This window comes from Butyrivibrio sp. VCB2006, assembly GCF_000420945.1.
Classification (GTDB): domain Bacteria; phylum Bacillota; class Clostridia; order Lachnospirales; family Lachnospiraceae; genus Butyrivibrio.
Genome location: NZ_ATVX01000030.1, coordinates 1 through 16920, shown reverse-complemented (window position 1 = coordinate 16920; position 16920 = coordinate 1). Strand labels below are relative to the sequence as shown.

Here is a 16920-nt window from a genome sequence, read left to right as displayed (position 1 = left end):
ACAAACGAATAAATAAAATGGCCCGGTGGCTCAGCTGGTTAGAGCGCCGCCCTGTCACGGCGGAGGTCAGGGGTTCGAACCCCCTTCGGGTCGCTCAAACTAAATATTGTTTTATGGCTATATTTGTTTGTACGGGGTCTTAGCTCAGCTGGGAGAGCATCTGCCTTACAAGCAGAGGGTCACAGGTTCGAGCCCTGTAGGCCCCACTTTACAACAAAACACAATTCGTGTGTAAGCCGATGTGGCTCAATTGGCAGAGCAGCTGATTTGTAATCAGCAGGTTAACGGTTCGAGTCCGCTCATCGGCTCTATATGGATGGCTTCCCGAGTGGCCAAAGGGGACAGACTGTAAATCTGCTGCAAATTGCTTCGGTGGTTCGAATCCACCGCCATCCATTTATTTTTTTGTCTTAGACAAAAAATCATATAATTCGTACGAGGTACGGATTTATAATGACGCGGGGTGGAGCAGTCTGGAAGCTCGTCGGGCTCATAACCCGAAGGTCATAGGTTCAAATCCTGTCCCCGCTACTATATGCCTAGATAGCTCAGTTGGTAGAGCAGAGGACTGAAAATCCTCGTGTCGTTGGTTCGATTCCGACTCTAGGCATCTTTTTTTTACTCAAAATTCCTGTTAATTCCCCCTTTTAATAAGAAATTAAATATTCATTGTCTTTTTTTAGGTTTTTAATTTACTTATCCGATATTAATGGTAATATAAAACAATCAAAGGAAAGAATTATGAGGGTGTAAGTATGCATCACAGACTTACAAAAGAAGATAGAAAGGCCATTATAAAGGTCTTAGATATAAAAGGTTATGATCCGGAAACATTTGATCCCAAGGTTTTGGATGAACTGGAAGCTAATGAGGAATACAAGGCCATATTGTTAAGGTATGGTGGGGATATTATTTTTTCAGAGAAGTATTTACAGCTTAAGGAGTTCATTCAGCACGGAAATGTTACAGTATATGAGCATTGCTTACATGTGGCTTTGTGCGCGATCAAACTTGGAAGAGTTCTGGGTGTTAAATGCAGGGAGAGAGAACTTGTAAGAGGTGCTCTTTTGCATGATTATTTTCTGTACGATTGGCATGTTGCTGATGCTCCGGGAAATATTCATCCTAAGTTACATGGATTCTATCATCCGGGAATTGCTCTTAGGAATGCTACGAGAGATTATGTACTTTCAGAAAGAGAGAAGGATATTATTCATAAACATATGTGGCCTCTTACTGTAAAGCCACCTATGTGCAGAGAGGCTTGGATAGTGTGTCTCGCAGACAAATACTCATCAACACTTGAGACACTCAAGCTCAGAAAGGGAAAAATTCGAATTAATTATGCCTGATATTTACCAGGAACTTAGCAAACTGGCGGATTCAAATATGTATCCATTTCATATGCCAGGTCATAAGCGTAATTTAGAGAGCACCCCGATGAAGGGTGCTTTTCGTTGTGATATAACTGAAATAGATGGATTTGATAATCTTCATGATGAATCCGGAATAATCTTGGAAGCTCAGGAACGAGCAAATAAGCTATATGGTAGTGATAAGACGTATTTTCTTGTAAACGGTAGTACAAGCGGTGTGCTTTCTGCAGTTTCAGCTGCGCTTAAGGAAGGCGAGACTATACTTGCAGCAAGAGGAAGTCATAAATCTTTTTATAACGCGGCTTATCTTAGGCATTTAAATATCAAATATCTTCCTTATAAGATTGATTCACGGTATGGAATACCGGAGAGCTATACAAAAGAAGATATAATAGGAAGTATAACGGAGGATGTTAAGTGCGTATTCATAACATCTCCAACCTATGAAGGAAAATGTTCTGATATTAAAGCAATAGCTGATGCATGTCACGAGAAAAATATTCCGCTGATTGTGGATGCTGCTCATGGTGCGCATTTTGGATTTAAAGGCGATGAGGATTTCGCTGGTGCAGAATATCAGAGTATTCCTTATAGCGCAGTTAAGCTTGGTGCAGATCTGGTTATTCATAGCGTTCATAAGACATTACCATCTATGACGCAGACAGCTCTTTTACATGTTCAGGGAAATCTTATTGATAGAGACAGATTAAAGAGGTTTCTTCGAATTTATCAAAGTAGCAGTCCTTCTTATATACTTATGTCTTCTATTGATCTGTGTATAAAAGAGATACAGGAAAACGGCCGGGAATTTGTAGACAATTTGCTAAAATACAGAAATAAGATACAGATTGCCACAGCGAAATGCAGATGTTTGGAGATTCCGGGAAAAAGTGCAATAGATGATGCCGCAAAAGTCCTGATTTATGTAAGGAATGGCACAATGACAGGACAGGCGTTATATGATATACTTCGTGAGGAATATAATCTGCAATTGGAAATGGCAGGGGATAAATACGCTCTCGCTATTATTTCCGGATGGGATACTAATGAGGGAATAGATAGGCTCATTAGTGCAGTCTTAGAGATAGATGCCAGACTTGCTGCGGATGATAGGCAGAAAGATGGTTCCGCTCATAAATCATGTGACAATAAGCATTCTAATACTGAGGAGTGTTACAAGGCTAAGGATGATTCTACCTATGACCTTGAATGCAGGCTGCCAGAGGTAGCTATGAGCATTGGCATTGCATGGGATGCAGAAACGGAAAATGTAGCATTTAATGACGCAGAGGGCAGAATATCTGCGGAGTTTGTTAATCTTTATCCGCCGGGAATACCGCTTATTGCACCCGGAGAAGTTTTTTCCAAAGAGATTATAGATGAAATAGTGCATTACCTGGATGAAGGAATGAATGTCCAGGGATTAGTAGATAGAAAGGGATTTATATGCGTAAGACAAAAATAATTTGTACCATTGGACCGGCAAGTGAGAGTGAAGAGAAGCTTCGTGAGATCATGCTCGCAGGCATGAATGTAGCACGTTTCAATTTCTCACATGGTTCTCATGAGGAGCATAAGAGAAAATATGACAGAATTAAGAAGCTTAGAGATGAACTGGAGCTTCCTGTTGCTGTTATGCTTGATACAAAGGGCCCTGAGATAAGACTTAAGGACTTTGAAAACGGAAAAGAAGAACTTGTAACAGGCCAGAGATTTACTCTTACTTCAAGAGATATCAAGGGTACCAAGGACGAGGTTGCCATCACATATAAAGAACTAACAAATGACTGTAAGGAAGGAATGACTATTCTTCTTGATGATGGTCTTATCGAGCTTAGAGTTGACGAAGTTAACGATACAGACATTATCTGTACAGTAATAAATGGCGGACCTATCTCAGACAAGAAGGGAGTTAATGTTCCCGGAGCCGAGCTTACAATGCCATATCTTAGTGAGCAGGATAAGAGCGACATTATCTTTGGTTGCGAGCAGGGCTTTGATTTTGTAGCAGCTTCTTTTGTAAGAACCAAGGAAGATGTTCTTTCTATTAGAGAGATTCTCAAAGAAAAGAATAGTCATATGAAGATTATTGCTAAGATTGAGAGCACACAGGGTATCAATAATCTTGAGTCAATTCTCCAGGAGGCAGACGGAATCATGGTTGCCAGAGGAGATATGGGAGTAGAGGTTCCTTTTGAAGATGTACCTGTTATTCAGAAGGAAATGATCAAGCTTGCTGAGGCAGAAGGTAAATATGTTATCACAGCTACACAGATGCTTGATTCTATGATTCATCATCCACGTCCAACAAGAGCTGAGGTTACAGACGTAGCTAATGCTATTTATGACGGAACAACAGCAATCATGCTTTCAGGAGAGACAGCAAATGGTGACTATCCTGTAGAGGCAGTCAAGACAATGGCTAGAATCGCTGAGAGAACTGAGGCTGATATTGACTATGTTGGAAGACTCCGTAAAAGAGATTATGCACCGGGAGATTCAACAACAGCTATTTCACATGCAACCTGTAATATCGCTGCTGAGGTTAATGCAGATGCAATCCTTACAGTAACAATGTCAGGATTTACAGCAAGCATGGTTTCAAGATATAAGCCAAATTGCCAGATCATTGCCTGCACAATTAATCCAACCGTATGCAGACAGGCTAACCTTATGTGGGGAGTAGCTCCACTTCATATCAGACAGGAAGACACAGCAGATGAGCTTTTCAAGGAAGCTATAAATGCTGCCAAGAATGCAGGTTATCTCAAGGCAGGAGACAAGGTTGTTCTGACAGCCGGTGTTCCACTTGGAATTCCAGGTAGAACCAACATGATCCGTGTTGAGGAACTGTGATAGAATAGCATTACAGACAGGAATTAGTGCACAATATTATTCAATATTGTGCTTAATTCTTATATAGAATAAATAGAGAACGGTAGTAAAAATGGGGAAAATTTTTCTTTTGATGGGAAAGAGCACCTCCGGTAAGGACACTATTTATAAGGTTCTTATCCAGGATCAGGAGCTCGGTTTAAACAAGGTTGTGCCATATACAACTCGTCCAATGCGACATGGAGAGAAGGACGGCGCAGAGTATTTTTTCAAAAATGAGGAAGAGTATCAGCAGTTAAAAGCAGATAGAAAGATTATTGAAGAGAGAACCTACCACACCAAGTATGGGGAGTGGAGATACTTTACTGCAGATGATGGACAGATTGATCTTTCTAAGGGAGACTATCTTGTCATAGGTACACTTGAGTCCTATTGCTCCTTCAGGGATTATTTTGGAAAAGAGAAGGTTGAGCCGGTACTAATAAATGTTGATACCAGCATAAGACTCCACAGAGCTTTGGACAGAGAAGATAAGCAGGAGAATCCCAAGTATGATGAAATGTGCAGGAGATTCCTTGCGGATGAAGAGGACTTCAGCGAGGCCAAGATTGCGGATGCCGGAGTGGACAGAAGATTTAGTAATAATGGTGATGTAAAAGAGTGCATCAGTGAAATTCGCATATTTATCAAAGACAATATATAATTAAAGGGAAGCTTGAGTATCTTTTTGGAGGGCACAGCATGGATATTAAAATTAGTAATATCACGCAGCCACAGCAGGCCCCGGCTCCTGAGCAGGTTCAGGAAGCCTCAGGGGACTTTAAGTTTGTGCTCACAAGTAAGCTGGAAGATTCATCTCTTGCAGAGAGATTGAATCTTATGATGCAGGATATCATTCAGCAGGGTGAAAGAATATCCAAGAAGAATGATATCAAGGATATGCAGAGATACCGCATTCTTATCAAGGATTTCATGAATGAAGTGGTGACCAGGTCACATGTCTTTTCCAGAGAGAATTTCCTTGATAGAAAAGGAAGACATAGAGTTTACGGAATAATCAGGCAGGTTGATGATGAGCTCGATGAATTGGCAAGAGAACTGGTCAAGGATGAGAAGGACAATATTGCAATCCTAGCCAAGATAGGACAGATTCAGGGGCTTCTTTTGGATATATTTACGTAAGTTGGGGATAAGGGGACATCATATGGCAGATTTTGCCGACATCATAGATCAGAATCAGATGAAAGAGCACATGCAGCATGCTCTTAGTACTGGCAAGGTTTCCCATGCATACATTATTTCAGGAGAGAATGGCTCGGGAAAAGAGTACATAGCCAAGATTTTTGCCAAGGCTCTGCAGTGCGAACATAAAGAGAATAGGAAAGATTATATTGAAGCCTGTAACGAATGTCATTCATGCGTACAGGCTTTAAGTGATAATCATCCTGATATCATTACTATTACCCATGAGAAGCCGAATAGTATCGGTGTAGATGATATAAGAGAGAAGCTTCGGGACGATGTAGTCATCAGACCATACGAGAGCGACTACAAGATTTACATTATTCCTGAAGGAGAAAAAATGACGGCGGCTGCCCAGAATGCTCTGTTGAAGACTCTGGAAGAGCCACCGGCATACATAGTGATAATTATTCTTACCAACAACATAAATGCCTTTTTACCGACTATCCTTAGTAGATGCATTGTTCTGCCGATGAAGCCGGTTCAGGATGATTCCATCAGGAAATACCTAATGGAAGAGTGTCATGTGGTTGATTATAAGGCGATGCTGTGTGCTTCTTTTGCCAGAGGAAATGTAGGTAAGGCGCTGGAGCTGGCCTCCAATACACGCTTTGATGAACTTAAGAATGGAACAATCGAGCTGGTATCTAAATTGAAGGGGCTGGAAATCCATGACATGATGGACAGAGTCCATGAGCTTTTGGCACCTGTAGAAGAAGACGATAAGAACAGCAAAAAAGGCATAGATGTCCACTCTCTTGAGGACTTCATGGATGTACTTCTGTTCCTTTTCAGAGACATGCTGGTCTATAAGGCCACAGATGAAGATAATCACTTGATTTTCTCGGATAAGGTATCGTATATTAGAGATGTTACACGCAGGTGTACATACGATGGAATTAATCGTATCATTAAAGATATGGAAACGGCCAAGAACCGTATTAATTCCAATGTTAATATAGATTTAGCTTTGGAGCTCATGCTCCTTGGCATTAAGGCGAATTTATGACAAAAGTTATCGGCGTAAGGTTTAGAACTGCCGGAAAGATATATTTCTTTTCACCTGGTAAATACGAGATCAAAAAGGGTGACCACGTAATAGTGGAGACTGCAAGAGGAGTTGAGTACGGAACTGTTGTGGCAGCACCCAAGGAAGTAGAAGATGACCAGGTGATTAAGCCACTTAAGGCAGTGCTTAGAACAGCAAGCACCAAGGACGACGAACAGGAGAAGACTAACAGGGAAAAAGAAAAAGAGGCTTTCAAGGTTTGTCTTGAGAAAATCAAAAAGCATAACCTTGATATGAAGCTGATTGATGCAGAGTATACCTTCGATAATAATAAGATTCTTTTCTACTTTACAGCAGATGGAAGAATAGATTTCAGAGAACTGGTTAAAGATCTGGCTGCAGTATTCAAGACCAGAATTGAACTTCGTCAGATTGGTGTCAGAGATGAAACCAAGATTATTGGCGGATACGGTATTTGCGGAAGACCACTTTGCTGCCATTCATATTTATCAGACTTTGTGCCTGTATCTATCAAAATGGCCAAGGAGCAGAGCCTGTCACTTAATCCTACCAAGATTTCCGGTGTTTGCGGAAGACTTATGTGCTGCCTCAAGAATGAGGAAGATGTTTATGAAGAACTCAACAGAAAGATGCCTGGAGTCGGCGATTTCTGCAAGGCTAAGGATGGTCTTGAAGGTGAAGTTTCAAGTGTTAATATTCTGAGACAGACAGTCAAGATCCTTGTTGATGTGGACGATGAGAAAGAGGTTCACGAGTACAAGCTTGAGGAACTTGAGTCTATCAGAAAGAAGCAGAAGAAAAGGAATAATAATGGTAAAAAGAATTCTCAGGAGGACGAGGAGATGAAGGAACTCGAGGCTCTTGAGAAGAAAGAGAAACAGGAAGGAAAGTCTAAACTTGGGGACAATTGAGTTAAAACCTGGTGAGAGGCTGGATGACCTGCAGAGAAACGGCTACAGGATCATACAGGATCCCGAGAAGTTCTGTTTTGGGATGGATGCAGTTCTTTTGTCTGGGTTTGCAAATGCACCGGAGGGAGGAAGAGTTCTGGACCTGGGAACAGGAACCGGAATAATACCGATTCTCATGGCTGCGAAAACCAAGGCGGACGAACTGATTGGGCTTGAGATCCAGGAGGAATCCGCTGAAATGGCAAATAGAAGCGTTCTTCTTAATGACCTTGAGGCCAGGGTGAAAATTGTACAAGGAGACATTAAGGAGGCAGATCAATTATTTGATGCTGCTTCTTTTGATGTTGTAACCAGCAATCCGCCGTATATGATAGGTGGTCATGGGCTTCAGAATCCGGATGGGCCAAAGGCTATTGCAAGGCATGAGGTTTTGTGCGATCTAGAGGATGTGGTGAAAGCAGCGGCACGTCTTCTTAAGAGTGGTGGTAAGTTTTACATGGTGCACAGGCCTTTTAGACTTACAGAGATCATGGTGCTGATGCATCAGTACAAGGTGGAGCCTAAGAGAATGCAGTTGGTTTATCCTTTTGCTGACAAAGAGCCAAGTATGGTGCTGATAGAGGGCGCAAGAGGAGGAAAATCCAGGATCTCTGTGGAAAAACCACTGATCATTTACGAGAGTCAGGGTAAGTACACTAAGGATATTTATGATATCTATGGGTACTGAGGTGCAGAGAACTGACAAAGAACTATTGAGCCTAGTGCAGAATAAGGTTCATTTGATGGAGAAATAATATGGCAGGAAAACTGTATCTGTGTGCCACACCGATAGGCAATCTTGATGATATGACCTTCAGAGTTCTTGAGACTTTGAAGGAAGTTGATCTGATTGCGGCTGAGGACACAAGAAATAGCATAAAGCTTTTAAATCATTTTGATATACATACTGAGATGACCAGTTATCATGAGTACAATAAATATGATAAGGCTCAGTATCTCATTGGAAAGATGCAGGAAGGGCTGAATGTGGCCCTCATTACCGATGCGGGTACGCCTGCAATATCAGATCCGGGAGAGGTGCTGGTGGCAGAGTGCCATAAGGCCGGGATAACGGTTACATCTTTGCCGGGGCCTGCAGCCTGCATTACAGCACTGACACTGTCCGGACTTAGCACCAGAAGATTTTGTTTTGAAGGTTTTTTACCATCTCAGGATGATAAGAAGGCCAGGAAAAGAATCCTGGAAGACCTGAAGGATGAGAGCAGAACCATGATCGTGTACGAAGCGCCTCATCATCTTAAGGCAGCACTTGATGATCTGTATGAGACTCTCGGTAACAGAAGAATATCCATTTGCCGCGAACTTACCAAGAAATTTGAAGAGGTTAATCATACGACAATCGAGGCAGCAATTGCATATTATAAAGAAAATGAGCCTCGCGGTGAGTATGTAATGGTTATTGAAGGCAAGAGCCTTCAGGAGCAGGATGAGGAGAAGCGTCAGTCCTGGAATGAGATGAGTATCGAAGAACACATGGCGTTTTATGAGGAACAGGGTGTATCTCACAAGGATGCTATGAAGAAGGTGGCAGCTGACAGGGGTGTCGGTAAAAGAGAGATTTATCAGGCACTACTTGAAAAATGATAAGTAACATAGGACGAGAATAGTACAGACAATGGAGGAGTTATGAGCGAAGAGAAGGTATACGTTGCAAAGCGCCCACCTATGGGGTGGAACAGTTGGGATTGCTATGGGGCAGCAGTCAATGAAGAACAGCTTTTTGGAAATGCCAAGTATATGGTCGAGAACCTGAAGGACTATGGCTGGGAATATGTCGTATGCGATATTCAGTGGTATGAGCCTGGGGCAGATTCTCATGCATACCACAAGTTTACAGATCTTGAGATGGATGAGTATTCAAGACTTATGCCTGCTACTGATAGATTTCCATCAGCCAAGGACGGAAAAGGCTTTAAGCCTATTGCTGATCAGATCCATGATATGGGCCTTAAGTTTGGTATCCATATTATGAGAGGTGTGCCAAGACAGGCGGTTCACAGAAATACTCCTATTCTTGGAACAAAGGCCACCGCTAGAGATATCGCACATCCTGCATCTATCTGTCTTTGGAATACAGATATGTACGGCGTAGATGCAAATTGCGAAGGCGCGCAGGAGTATTACAATTCAATCTTTAAGCTGTACGCTGAGTGGGGTATTGATTACGTTAAGGTAGATGATATTGCAAGAGAAGACTGTGGCCCAGAGGCACCCGGTGCAGCTTTTTCTGAGATAGCTATGATAAAAAATGCAATTGCCAATTCCGGAAGGGACATTGTTCTTTCTCTTTCACCGGGACCGGCAAGAGTTGAGCAGAAGGACTTCTTATTGGAAAACGCCAACATGTGGCGTATGACAGATGATTTCTGGGATAAGTGGGATCTTCTCTACGGTATGTTCGAAAGATGCAAGGCATGGGAAGGCATTGGATGCAAAGACCACTGGCCAGACTGTGACATGCTTCCTATCGGACATCTTTGTGTATGCACAGATGAGAGTAAGGATTCTGACGGAAAAGAGCCTGCTCAGATGGGACATTATACCCACTTCACCGAGGATGAGCAGAAAATAATGATGACCTTATGGTGCATATTCCGTTCTCCTCTTATGATTGGTGCTGAAATGAGAGATAACGACGAGTTTACGCTATCTCTTTTAACGAATAAAAAACTCCTTAATATGCATAAACACGGAAGAAAAGCCAAAGAAATTTCCAGAAAGGATGACATGGTCATCTGGAAGAGCGCTTCCAAGGACGGAAAAGTCTATGTGGCGGTGTTTAATATAGGAGAAAAAGAGAATTCTGCAAAGCTTAAGTTTAAAGATCTTGATCTGGATAAGGAAGCAGAATATCAGGCAGTAGAGATTTGGGAGAATACCAGATATACAGTTAAGGATAAGAAGGTAATTACATTAAAGCCACATACTGTAGTATGCTTTGAGATTGATGCTAAATAATCAGACAATTTAAATTGATGGATAATAGATAATCCTGCTACTTAATAACAGTAAGTAGCAGGATTTTTTACAGTTATTTAATACAATTTTGCTCCAAAATTATTGTTAAAATCTTGTCTTTGTAGTATAAATGTAGTAGTGGGCGCAAGTTGCCCAACAATTATTATGTGCTAATGCAAATTGCAAATATATAAAGAAGAGAGGTCAAAAAATGGCAAACATTGATTTAACTCAGTATGGCATCACAGGTACTACCGAGATAGTTCATAACCCTTCATATGAGTTACTTTATGAAGAGGAGAAGAAGTCTGATCTTACCGGATACGAAGTTGGCGTTGATACAGAGCTTGGCGCTGTAAACGTTATGACTGGTATCTACACAGGTCGTTCTCCTAAAGATAAGTACATCGTTATGGATTCTAACTCAAAGGATACTGTATGGTGGACATCAGATGAGTACAAGAACGATAACCACCCAATGAGCGAGGAAGTTTGGGCTAAGGTTAAAGAGCTTGCTAAGAATGAGCTTTGCAATAAGAGACTTTTCGTTGTTGACGCATTCTGCGGTGCTAACAAGGATTCTCGTATGGCAGTTCGTTTCATCGTTGAGGTTGCTTGGCAGGCACACTTCATCAAGAACATGTTCATTGTTCCTACAGATGAAGAGCTTGCAAACTTCAAGCCAGATTTCGTAGTTTATAACGCATCAAAGGCTAAGGTTGAGAACTATCAGGAGCTCGGTCTTAACTCAGAGACATGCGTAGCATTCAATATCACAAGCCGTGAGCAGGTTATCATCAATACATGGTACGGCGGAGAGATGAAGAAGGGTATGTTCTCAATGATGAACTACTACCTTCCTCTTAAGGGCATGGCATCAATGCACTGCTCAGCTAACACAGATATGGAAGGTAAGAACACAGCTATCTTCTTCGGTCTTTCAGGAACAGGTAAGACAACTCTTTCAACAGATCCTAAGAGACTTCTTATCGGTGATGACGAGCACGGTTGGGACGACAACGGAGTATTCAACTTCGAGGGCGGCTGCTATGCTAAGGTTATCGGTCTTGATAAGGACGCTGAGCCAGACATCTATGGCGCTATCAAGAGAGACGCTCTTCTTGAGAACGTTACTGTTGATGCAAACGGAAAGATCGACTTTGACGATAAGAGCGTAACAGAGAATACTCGTGTATCTTATCCTATCCAGCACATCGAGAACATCGTTCAGAAGGTTAACAAGATTTCTGCTGGTCCAGATGCTAAGAACGTTATCTTCCTTTCAGCTGATGCGTTCGGAGTACTTCCTCCAGTATCAATCCTTACACCTGAGCAGACTCAGTACTACTTCCTTTCAGGTTTCACAGCTAAGCTTGCTGGAACAGAGAGAGGTATCACAGAGCCTACACCTACATTCTCAGCTTGCTTCGGACAGGCATTCCTTGAGCTTCATCCTACAAAGTACGGTGAAGAGCTTGTTAAGAAGATGCAGAAGTCTGGAGCTAAGGCTTACCTCGTTAACACAGGTTGGAACGGAACAGGTAAGAGAATTTCTATTAAGGATACTCGTGGTATCATCGATGCAATCCTTAATGGCGATGTAAACAAGGCTGAGACCAAGAAGATCCCGATCTTCGATTTCGAAGTTCCTACATCACTTCCAGGAGTTGATCCTGCAATCCTTGATCCTAGAGATACATACGCTGATGCATCTGAGTGGGAAGCAAAGGCTAAGGATCTTGCAGAGAGATTCACAAAGAACTTCAAGAAGTACGAGGGCAATGACGCTGGTAAGGCTCTTGTAGCTGCTGGCCCAAAGCTTTGAGTAGAGCACTTGACGAGGTACTGACGAGTTTAGTGAAGAGTTAGTTTCCTTACAACAATAAGCCCCATGGTGAACGCCATGGGGCTTTATTATGCACAAAAAAAGAGACTACACAAGGTAGTCTCTGTGAATAACCATTATCTGTTCTTTTCATGTTCAAGAGATGCACCGATGAATCCGGCAAACAGAGGATGTGGTCTGTTTGGACGGCTCTTAAGCTCAGGATGAGCCTGTGTAGCCATGTGGAAGGTGTTGCTTGGAAGCTCGATCATCTCAACAATACGTCCGTCAGGAGAAAGACCGCAAAGCTTCATGCCGTTGGAAACAAGTACAGCTCTGTAATCGTTGTTAACCTCGTATCTGTGACGATGACGCTCTGTGATATTCTCTGAACCAAAGAGCTCAAATGCCTTGGAATCCTTATCAAGTACGCAAGGATATGAACCAAGACGAAGGGTACCGCCGATATCCTCAACACCATTCTGGTCTGGCAAAAGAGCTATCATAGGATGTGTTGTATTAGGATCAAACTCAATTGAATGAGCATCGTTGTAGCCAATAACATGCCTTGCAAATTCAATGATTGCAAGCTGCATACCAAGGCAAAGGCCAAGGAATGGAACGTTGTTTTCACGAGCATATTTGATGGAGGAGATCATTCCCTCGATACCTCTGTCGCCAAAGCCACCCGGAACAATGATACCATCAACATCTTTGAAGAATTCTTCTGCATTATCATCAGTAACTTCTTCTGAATCTACCCATTTAATTGATACAGCAGTCTGATTAGAAATACCGCCGTGTTTGAGAGCTTCAACAACGGAAATATATGCATCGTGAAGCTGAGTGTACTTACCAACAAGAGCTACCTTAACCTCATGCTTGAGTGAGTAGAGAGTATCTACCATTGCCTTCCAGTCTGTAAGATCAGGCTCAGGACATTCGAGGTTGAGACATTCACAAGCTACCTGTGCCAAATGCTCTTTTTCCATAGCAAGAGGAGCTTCATAGAGATATTCAAGATCAAGGTTGTTGAGAACGTGACTACTTGGAACGTTACAGAAAAGAGCTATCTTGTCCTTGGTCTCCTGATCAAGTTCAATCTCTGTACGACAAACAATTACGTCAGGCTGAAGTCCCATTCCCTGCATAGTCTTAACAGCGGACTGTGTAGGCTTGGTCTTGATCTCCTGTGAGCAGCGAAGGTAAGGAATGAGAGATACGAGGATAAGCATTGCATTCTCATGACCAACTTCATGCTGGAACTGTCTAATGGACTCAAGGAACGGCTGTGACTCGATATCACCCACGGTACCACCAACCTCAATGATTGCGATACGTGTCTCATCATCTGTAAAGTTCCTGTAGAACTTGCTCTTAATCTCATTTGTAATGTGAGGGATAACCTGTACGGTGCGTCCGCCATAATCGCCGCGACGCTCCTTCTGAAGAACGGACCAGTAAATCTTACCGGTTGTAACATTTGAATTTTTATCTAGATTCTCGTCAATAAATCTTTCGTAGTGACCAAGGTCGAGGTCAGTTTCAGTACCATCTTCAGTCACGAATACTTCACCGTGCTGAACAGGGTTCATAGTTCCGGGGTCAATGTTAATGTAGGGGTCGAACTTCTGCATCGTAACCTTGTAGCCACGAGCCTTAAGTAGTCTTCCTAGAGATGCTGCTGTTATACCCTTTCCTAGACCGGATACAACACCGCCAGTAACGAAAATGTACTTTACTGCCATTTGAATGATTTCCTCCTGATTTATGACGAGATGTTTTTGTGAATTTATAGAAAAATAGCCTTAAAACAAAGTCTAATTATATATACTAACTAAAAGAAAATCTAGGTGATTTTGGAAAATAATTTATAAATCTTTATTAATTTGTAACTTGAAAAAATGAATTGCATGCAATATAATATCGCAAAAGAAATAAGTTGTTTCCAATTAAAAGCGTTTAGAACCGCTTATGAAAGCAATAGAGGTTTGACTAAAGCGCTCAATTATCATAACATTATTAATTATAATGTAAGAAATGGAAAAAAGGTATGGATAATAATCAAAATCAGAGAAATAATAATCCACTGGGTGATGGATCAAATTCACCTAGAAGGCAGAATATAATACTGTTACTTGTTGCAGCACTGGTTACCATGATCTGCATGACATATTTCCTTCGTGCCTTTTCTGAGAATACAAATCAGGAGTGGACCTACACACAGTTTATAGAAGCTGTGGATGCAGGAAAGGTTGATAGCATCGTAATTACTGATGACAGAATCAACATTACATTGAAAGAAGACGCTGACAAAGCTCAGACCGGAAGACCGGGACTTGTAACTTCCTGGGGCAGCGTTTCTACAATGACTTATTACACAGGTAAAGCTGAGGATGATAGCGATCTGACCCAGCGCATGATTGAGGCAGGTGTCACAGTCAGCAGCGAGGTTCCGGATAATTCAGGCGTTATCCTCTCATTCTTTTTATATTACGTAGCTCCGATCCTATTAATGTGGCTTATCCTGTCCCTGATATTCAGGAGAATGGGAAGGGGCGGTGGCCCGCTTAGTGTAGGTAAGAGCAATGCCAAGATTTACGTCCAGAAGGAGACAGGTGTCACCTTCAAGGACGTGGCTGGTGAAGATGAGGCAAAAGAGTCCTTGGTTGAGGTTGTTGATTTCCTTCACAACCCAGCCAAGTATGCCAAGATCGGAGCTAAGCTCCCTAAGGGAGCCCTTCTTGTAGGACCTCCCGGAACAGGTAAGACACTTCTTGCCAAGGCTGTTGCCGGAGAAGCTCATGTTCCGTTTTACTCATTGGCAGGTTCAGACTTTATCGAGCTTTATGTTGGTGTCGGTGCCAGCAGAGTTCGTGACCTCTTTAGTGAAGCAAGTAAGAATGCACCATGTATTATTTTCATAGACGAGATTGATGCCATCGGACGTAGCCGTGACAACAAGTATGGCGGCGGCAACGAGGAGAGAGAGCAGACACTTAACCAGCTCCTTTCCGAGATGGATGGATTTGATTCTTCCAAGGGTGTACTTATTCTTGGAGCAACAAACAGACCGGAGATCCTCGATAAGGCCCTCCTTCGTCCGGGACGTTTCGACAGAAGAATTATCGTAGACAAGCCGGATCTCAAGGGACGTGAGGAAATCCTCAAGGTTCATTCCAAGGATGTTAAGATGGATGAGACCGTTGATCTTAAGGGTATTGCTCTTGCAACCAGCGGAGCAGTTGGTTCAGACCTTGCTAACATGATCAACGAGGCAGCTATCAATGCTGTTAAGGCTCATCGTGAGTACGTTTGCCAGCAGGATCTTATGGAAGCTGTTGAGCAGGTACTTGTAGGTAAGGAAAAGAAAGACCGCATCCTCAGCAAGGAAGAGCGTAAGATCGTATCTTATCACGAGGTTGGCCACGCACTTATCAGTGCTGTTCAGAAGAATACAGAGCCTGTTCAGAAGATCACTATTGTACCAAGAACCATGGGAGCTCTTGGATATGTAATGCAGGTTCCTGAAGATGAGAAATATCTCCAGACCAAGGACGAGATCATCGATGATATCATTGTTTCTCTCGGTGGTAGAGCAGCTGAGGAAGTTATCTTCAACACTGTTACTACAGGTGCTGAGAATGATATCGAAAAGGCTACATCAATGGCCCGCAGCATGATCACAATGTTTGGTATGAGCGACAGATTCGGTCTCATGCAGCTTGAGTCAGTTCAGAACAGATACCTTGATGGTAACAGAGTTCTTAACTGTAGTGATGAGACAGCAACTCTTGTAGATGCAGAAGTTCAGAAACTTCTTGCAGAGTGCTATGAGAAGGCTAAGCAGATCATCAGAGAGCACCTTGATGCAATGGATAAGATTGCTCAGTTCCTTATTGAGAAGGAAACAATCACAGGTAAGGAATTCATGAAGATATACCGTGAGGTAGAAAACATCCCTGAACCGACACAGGAGGAGATGGAAGCTGCTAAGCGTGGTCGTATCTACGCGACAAGAGCTGAGTCAGCCCTTGTTGGTGAGAATGTTCCGATTAAGACCAAGGAAGATAAGGCAGCAGAGCAGGAAGTAAGTGCTCCGGGCCCTGAAGCAGCAAATAATGAAGCTCCGCAGAGTCAGCCATCTGCTACAGATTCTATGTACCAGCCAGGTCAGTTCCAGAGCATTTTTGACGCTCAGGTATCTGATGCAGGCGTAGAGAATAGAAGTCAGCAGAACGCAGAGGATTCAGAGAATCAGCAGTCAAGCGTTGGTAGTGAGAACCGTGGACGTTTCTCAAATGTACCAAACGACTTTGACCAGAAAAACTAAGTAATAAATGAAGTGAGCCCTGCTCTCAGTGAGCAGGGCTTTTGTGATATCATAGAGACGATGAGTAATTTCGACGTAAAAGAAGAGTTGAAAAAACTTCCGAACAAGCCGGGAGTTTATATCATGCGTGATGAGAATGATACCATCATGTATGTGGGAAAAGCCATAAACCTGCACAATCGTGTCAGGTCTTATTTTCGTGCCAACATTGGACGTGGACCTCAGATAGATCAAATGGTCAAACAGATCGCCAGGTTTGAATATATCGTGACAGACTCAGAACTGGAAGCCCTGGTTCTGGAGAATAACCTGATAAAAGAAAACTCCCCTAGATACAACACTCTTCTTAA

14 protein-coding genes and 6 tRNA genes are annotated in these 16920 nt (G+C 42.5%); 19 read left to right on the top strand and 1 reads right to left on the bottom strand.

From position 1 onward, the window contains the following. The first annotated feature begins 19 nt into the window (after positions 1-19). From G613_RS0117215 to pckA, 17 genes are all read left to right on the top strand, one after another. Positions 20-93 (top strand) — tRNA-Asp (locus G613_RS0117215). 40 nt (positions 94-133) lie between these two features. Beyond that, a tRNA-Val gene (locus tag G613_RS0117210) sits at positions 134-206 on the top strand. A 29-nt stretch (positions 207-235) separates the two neighbouring features. Beyond that, positions 236-308 (top strand) — tRNA-Thr (locus G613_RS0117205). A gap of 6 nt (positions 309-314) precedes the next feature. Then, positions 315-396, top strand: a tRNA-Tyr gene (locus G613_RS0117200). A gap of 61 nt (positions 397-457) precedes the next feature. Next, a tRNA-Met gene (locus tag G613_RS0117195) sits at positions 458-531 on the top strand. Between the two features lie 6 nt (positions 532-537). Further along, positions 538-610, top strand: a tRNA-Phe gene (locus tag G613_RS0117190). 145 nt (positions 611-755) lie between these two features. Then, a complete protein-coding gene (locus tag G613_RS18235; protein ID WP_029233757.1) occupies positions 756-1352 on the top strand; it encodes an HD domain-containing protein in 597 nt (198 codons plus the stop codon). Next, positions 1345-2841, top strand: coding sequence for an aminotransferase class I/II-fold pyridoxal phosphate-dependent enzyme (locus G613_RS0117180; protein WP_029233756.1), 1497 nt, complete (start codon positions 1345-1347; stop codon positions 2839-2841). The genes G613_RS18235 and G613_RS0117180 overlap by 8 nt, the downstream gene beginning before the upstream one ends. Next, positions 2823-4232 carry a pyruvate kinase gene (gene pyk / locus G613_RS0117175; RefSeq protein ID WP_029233755.1) on the top strand — a complete coding sequence of 470 codons (1410 nt, stop codon included), beginning with the start codon at positions 2823-2825 and terminating at the stop codon, positions 4230-4232. The genes G613_RS0117180 and pyk overlap by 19 nt, the downstream gene beginning before the upstream one ends. A 91-nt stretch (positions 4233-4323) precedes the next feature. Continuing rightward, a complete protein-coding gene (locus G613_RS0117170) occupies positions 4324-4914 on the top strand; it encodes a guanylate kinase (protein ID WP_029233754.1) in 591 nt (196 codons plus the stop codon). A 38-nt stretch (positions 4915-4952) separates the two neighbouring features. Beyond that, positions 4953-5393, top strand: coding sequence for a YaaR family protein (locus G613_RS0117165; protein ID WP_029233753.1), 441 nt, complete (start codon positions 4953-4955; stop codon positions 5391-5393). A 22-nt stretch (positions 5394-5415) separates the two neighbouring features. After that, positions 5416-6462 (top strand): DNA polymerase III subunit, encoded by a 1047-nt coding sequence (locus G613_RS0117160; protein WP_029233752.1) that lies wholly within the window; start codon positions 5416-5418, stop codon positions 6460-6462. Next, entirely contained in the window at positions 6459-7394 is a 936-nt protein-coding gene (locus G613_RS0117155; RefSeq protein ID WP_029233751.1) for a PSP1 domain-containing protein, read from the top strand. Before G613_RS0117160 ends, G613_RS0117155 begins: the two co-directional genes overlap by 4 nt. Before the next feature lie 82 nt (positions 7395-7476). Next, positions 7477-8121, top strand: a complete 645-nt coding sequence (locus G613_RS0117150; RefSeq protein ID WP_242826166.1) for a tRNA1(Val) (adenine(37)-N6)-methyltransferase — start codon at positions 7477-7479, stop codon at positions 8119-8121. Positions 8122-8189: 68 nt separating this feature from the next. After that, positions 8190-9038, top strand: a complete 849-nt coding sequence (gene rsmI / locus G613_RS0117145) for a 16S rRNA (cytidine(1402)-2'-O)-methyltransferase (RefSeq protein WP_029233749.1) — start codon at positions 8190-8192, stop codon at positions 9036-9038. Between the two features lie 42 nt (positions 9039-9080). Further along, entirely contained in the window at positions 9081-10412 is a 1332-nt protein-coding gene (locus G613_RS0117140) for a glycoside hydrolase family 27 protein (RefSeq protein WP_029233748.1), read from the top strand. A gap of 211 nt (positions 10413-10623) precedes the next feature. Further along, positions 10624-12237, top strand: coding sequence for a phosphoenolpyruvate carboxykinase (ATP) (gene pckA / locus G613_RS0117135; protein WP_029233747.1), 1614 nt, complete (start codon positions 10624-10626; stop codon positions 12235-12237). A gap of 137 nt (positions 12238-12374) precedes the next feature. Here pckA and G613_RS0117130 read toward each other — a convergent pair whose 3' ends face one another. Beyond that, positions 12375-13985, bottom strand: coding sequence for a CTP synthase (locus tag G613_RS0117130; protein WP_029233746.1), 1611 nt, complete (start codon positions 13983-13985; stop codon positions 12375-12377). A gap of 305 nt (positions 13986-14290) precedes the next feature. On the opposite strand from G613_RS0117130, the gene ftsH reads away from it, so the two are divergent. Together ftsH and G613_RS18230 are read left to right on the top strand one after the other, a co-directional pair. After that, positions 14291-16570: an ATP-dependent zinc metalloprotease FtsH gene (gene ftsH / locus G613_RS0117125; RefSeq protein ID WP_029233745.1), complete on the top strand. Its 2280-nt coding sequence runs from the start codon at positions 14291-14293 to the stop codon at positions 16568-16570. A gap of 60 nt (positions 16571-16630) precedes the next feature. Beyond that, positions 16631-16920 (top strand): GIY-YIG nuclease family protein (locus tag G613_RS18230; protein WP_035774862.1); only part of this gene is annotated, 290 nt, incomplete at its 3' end.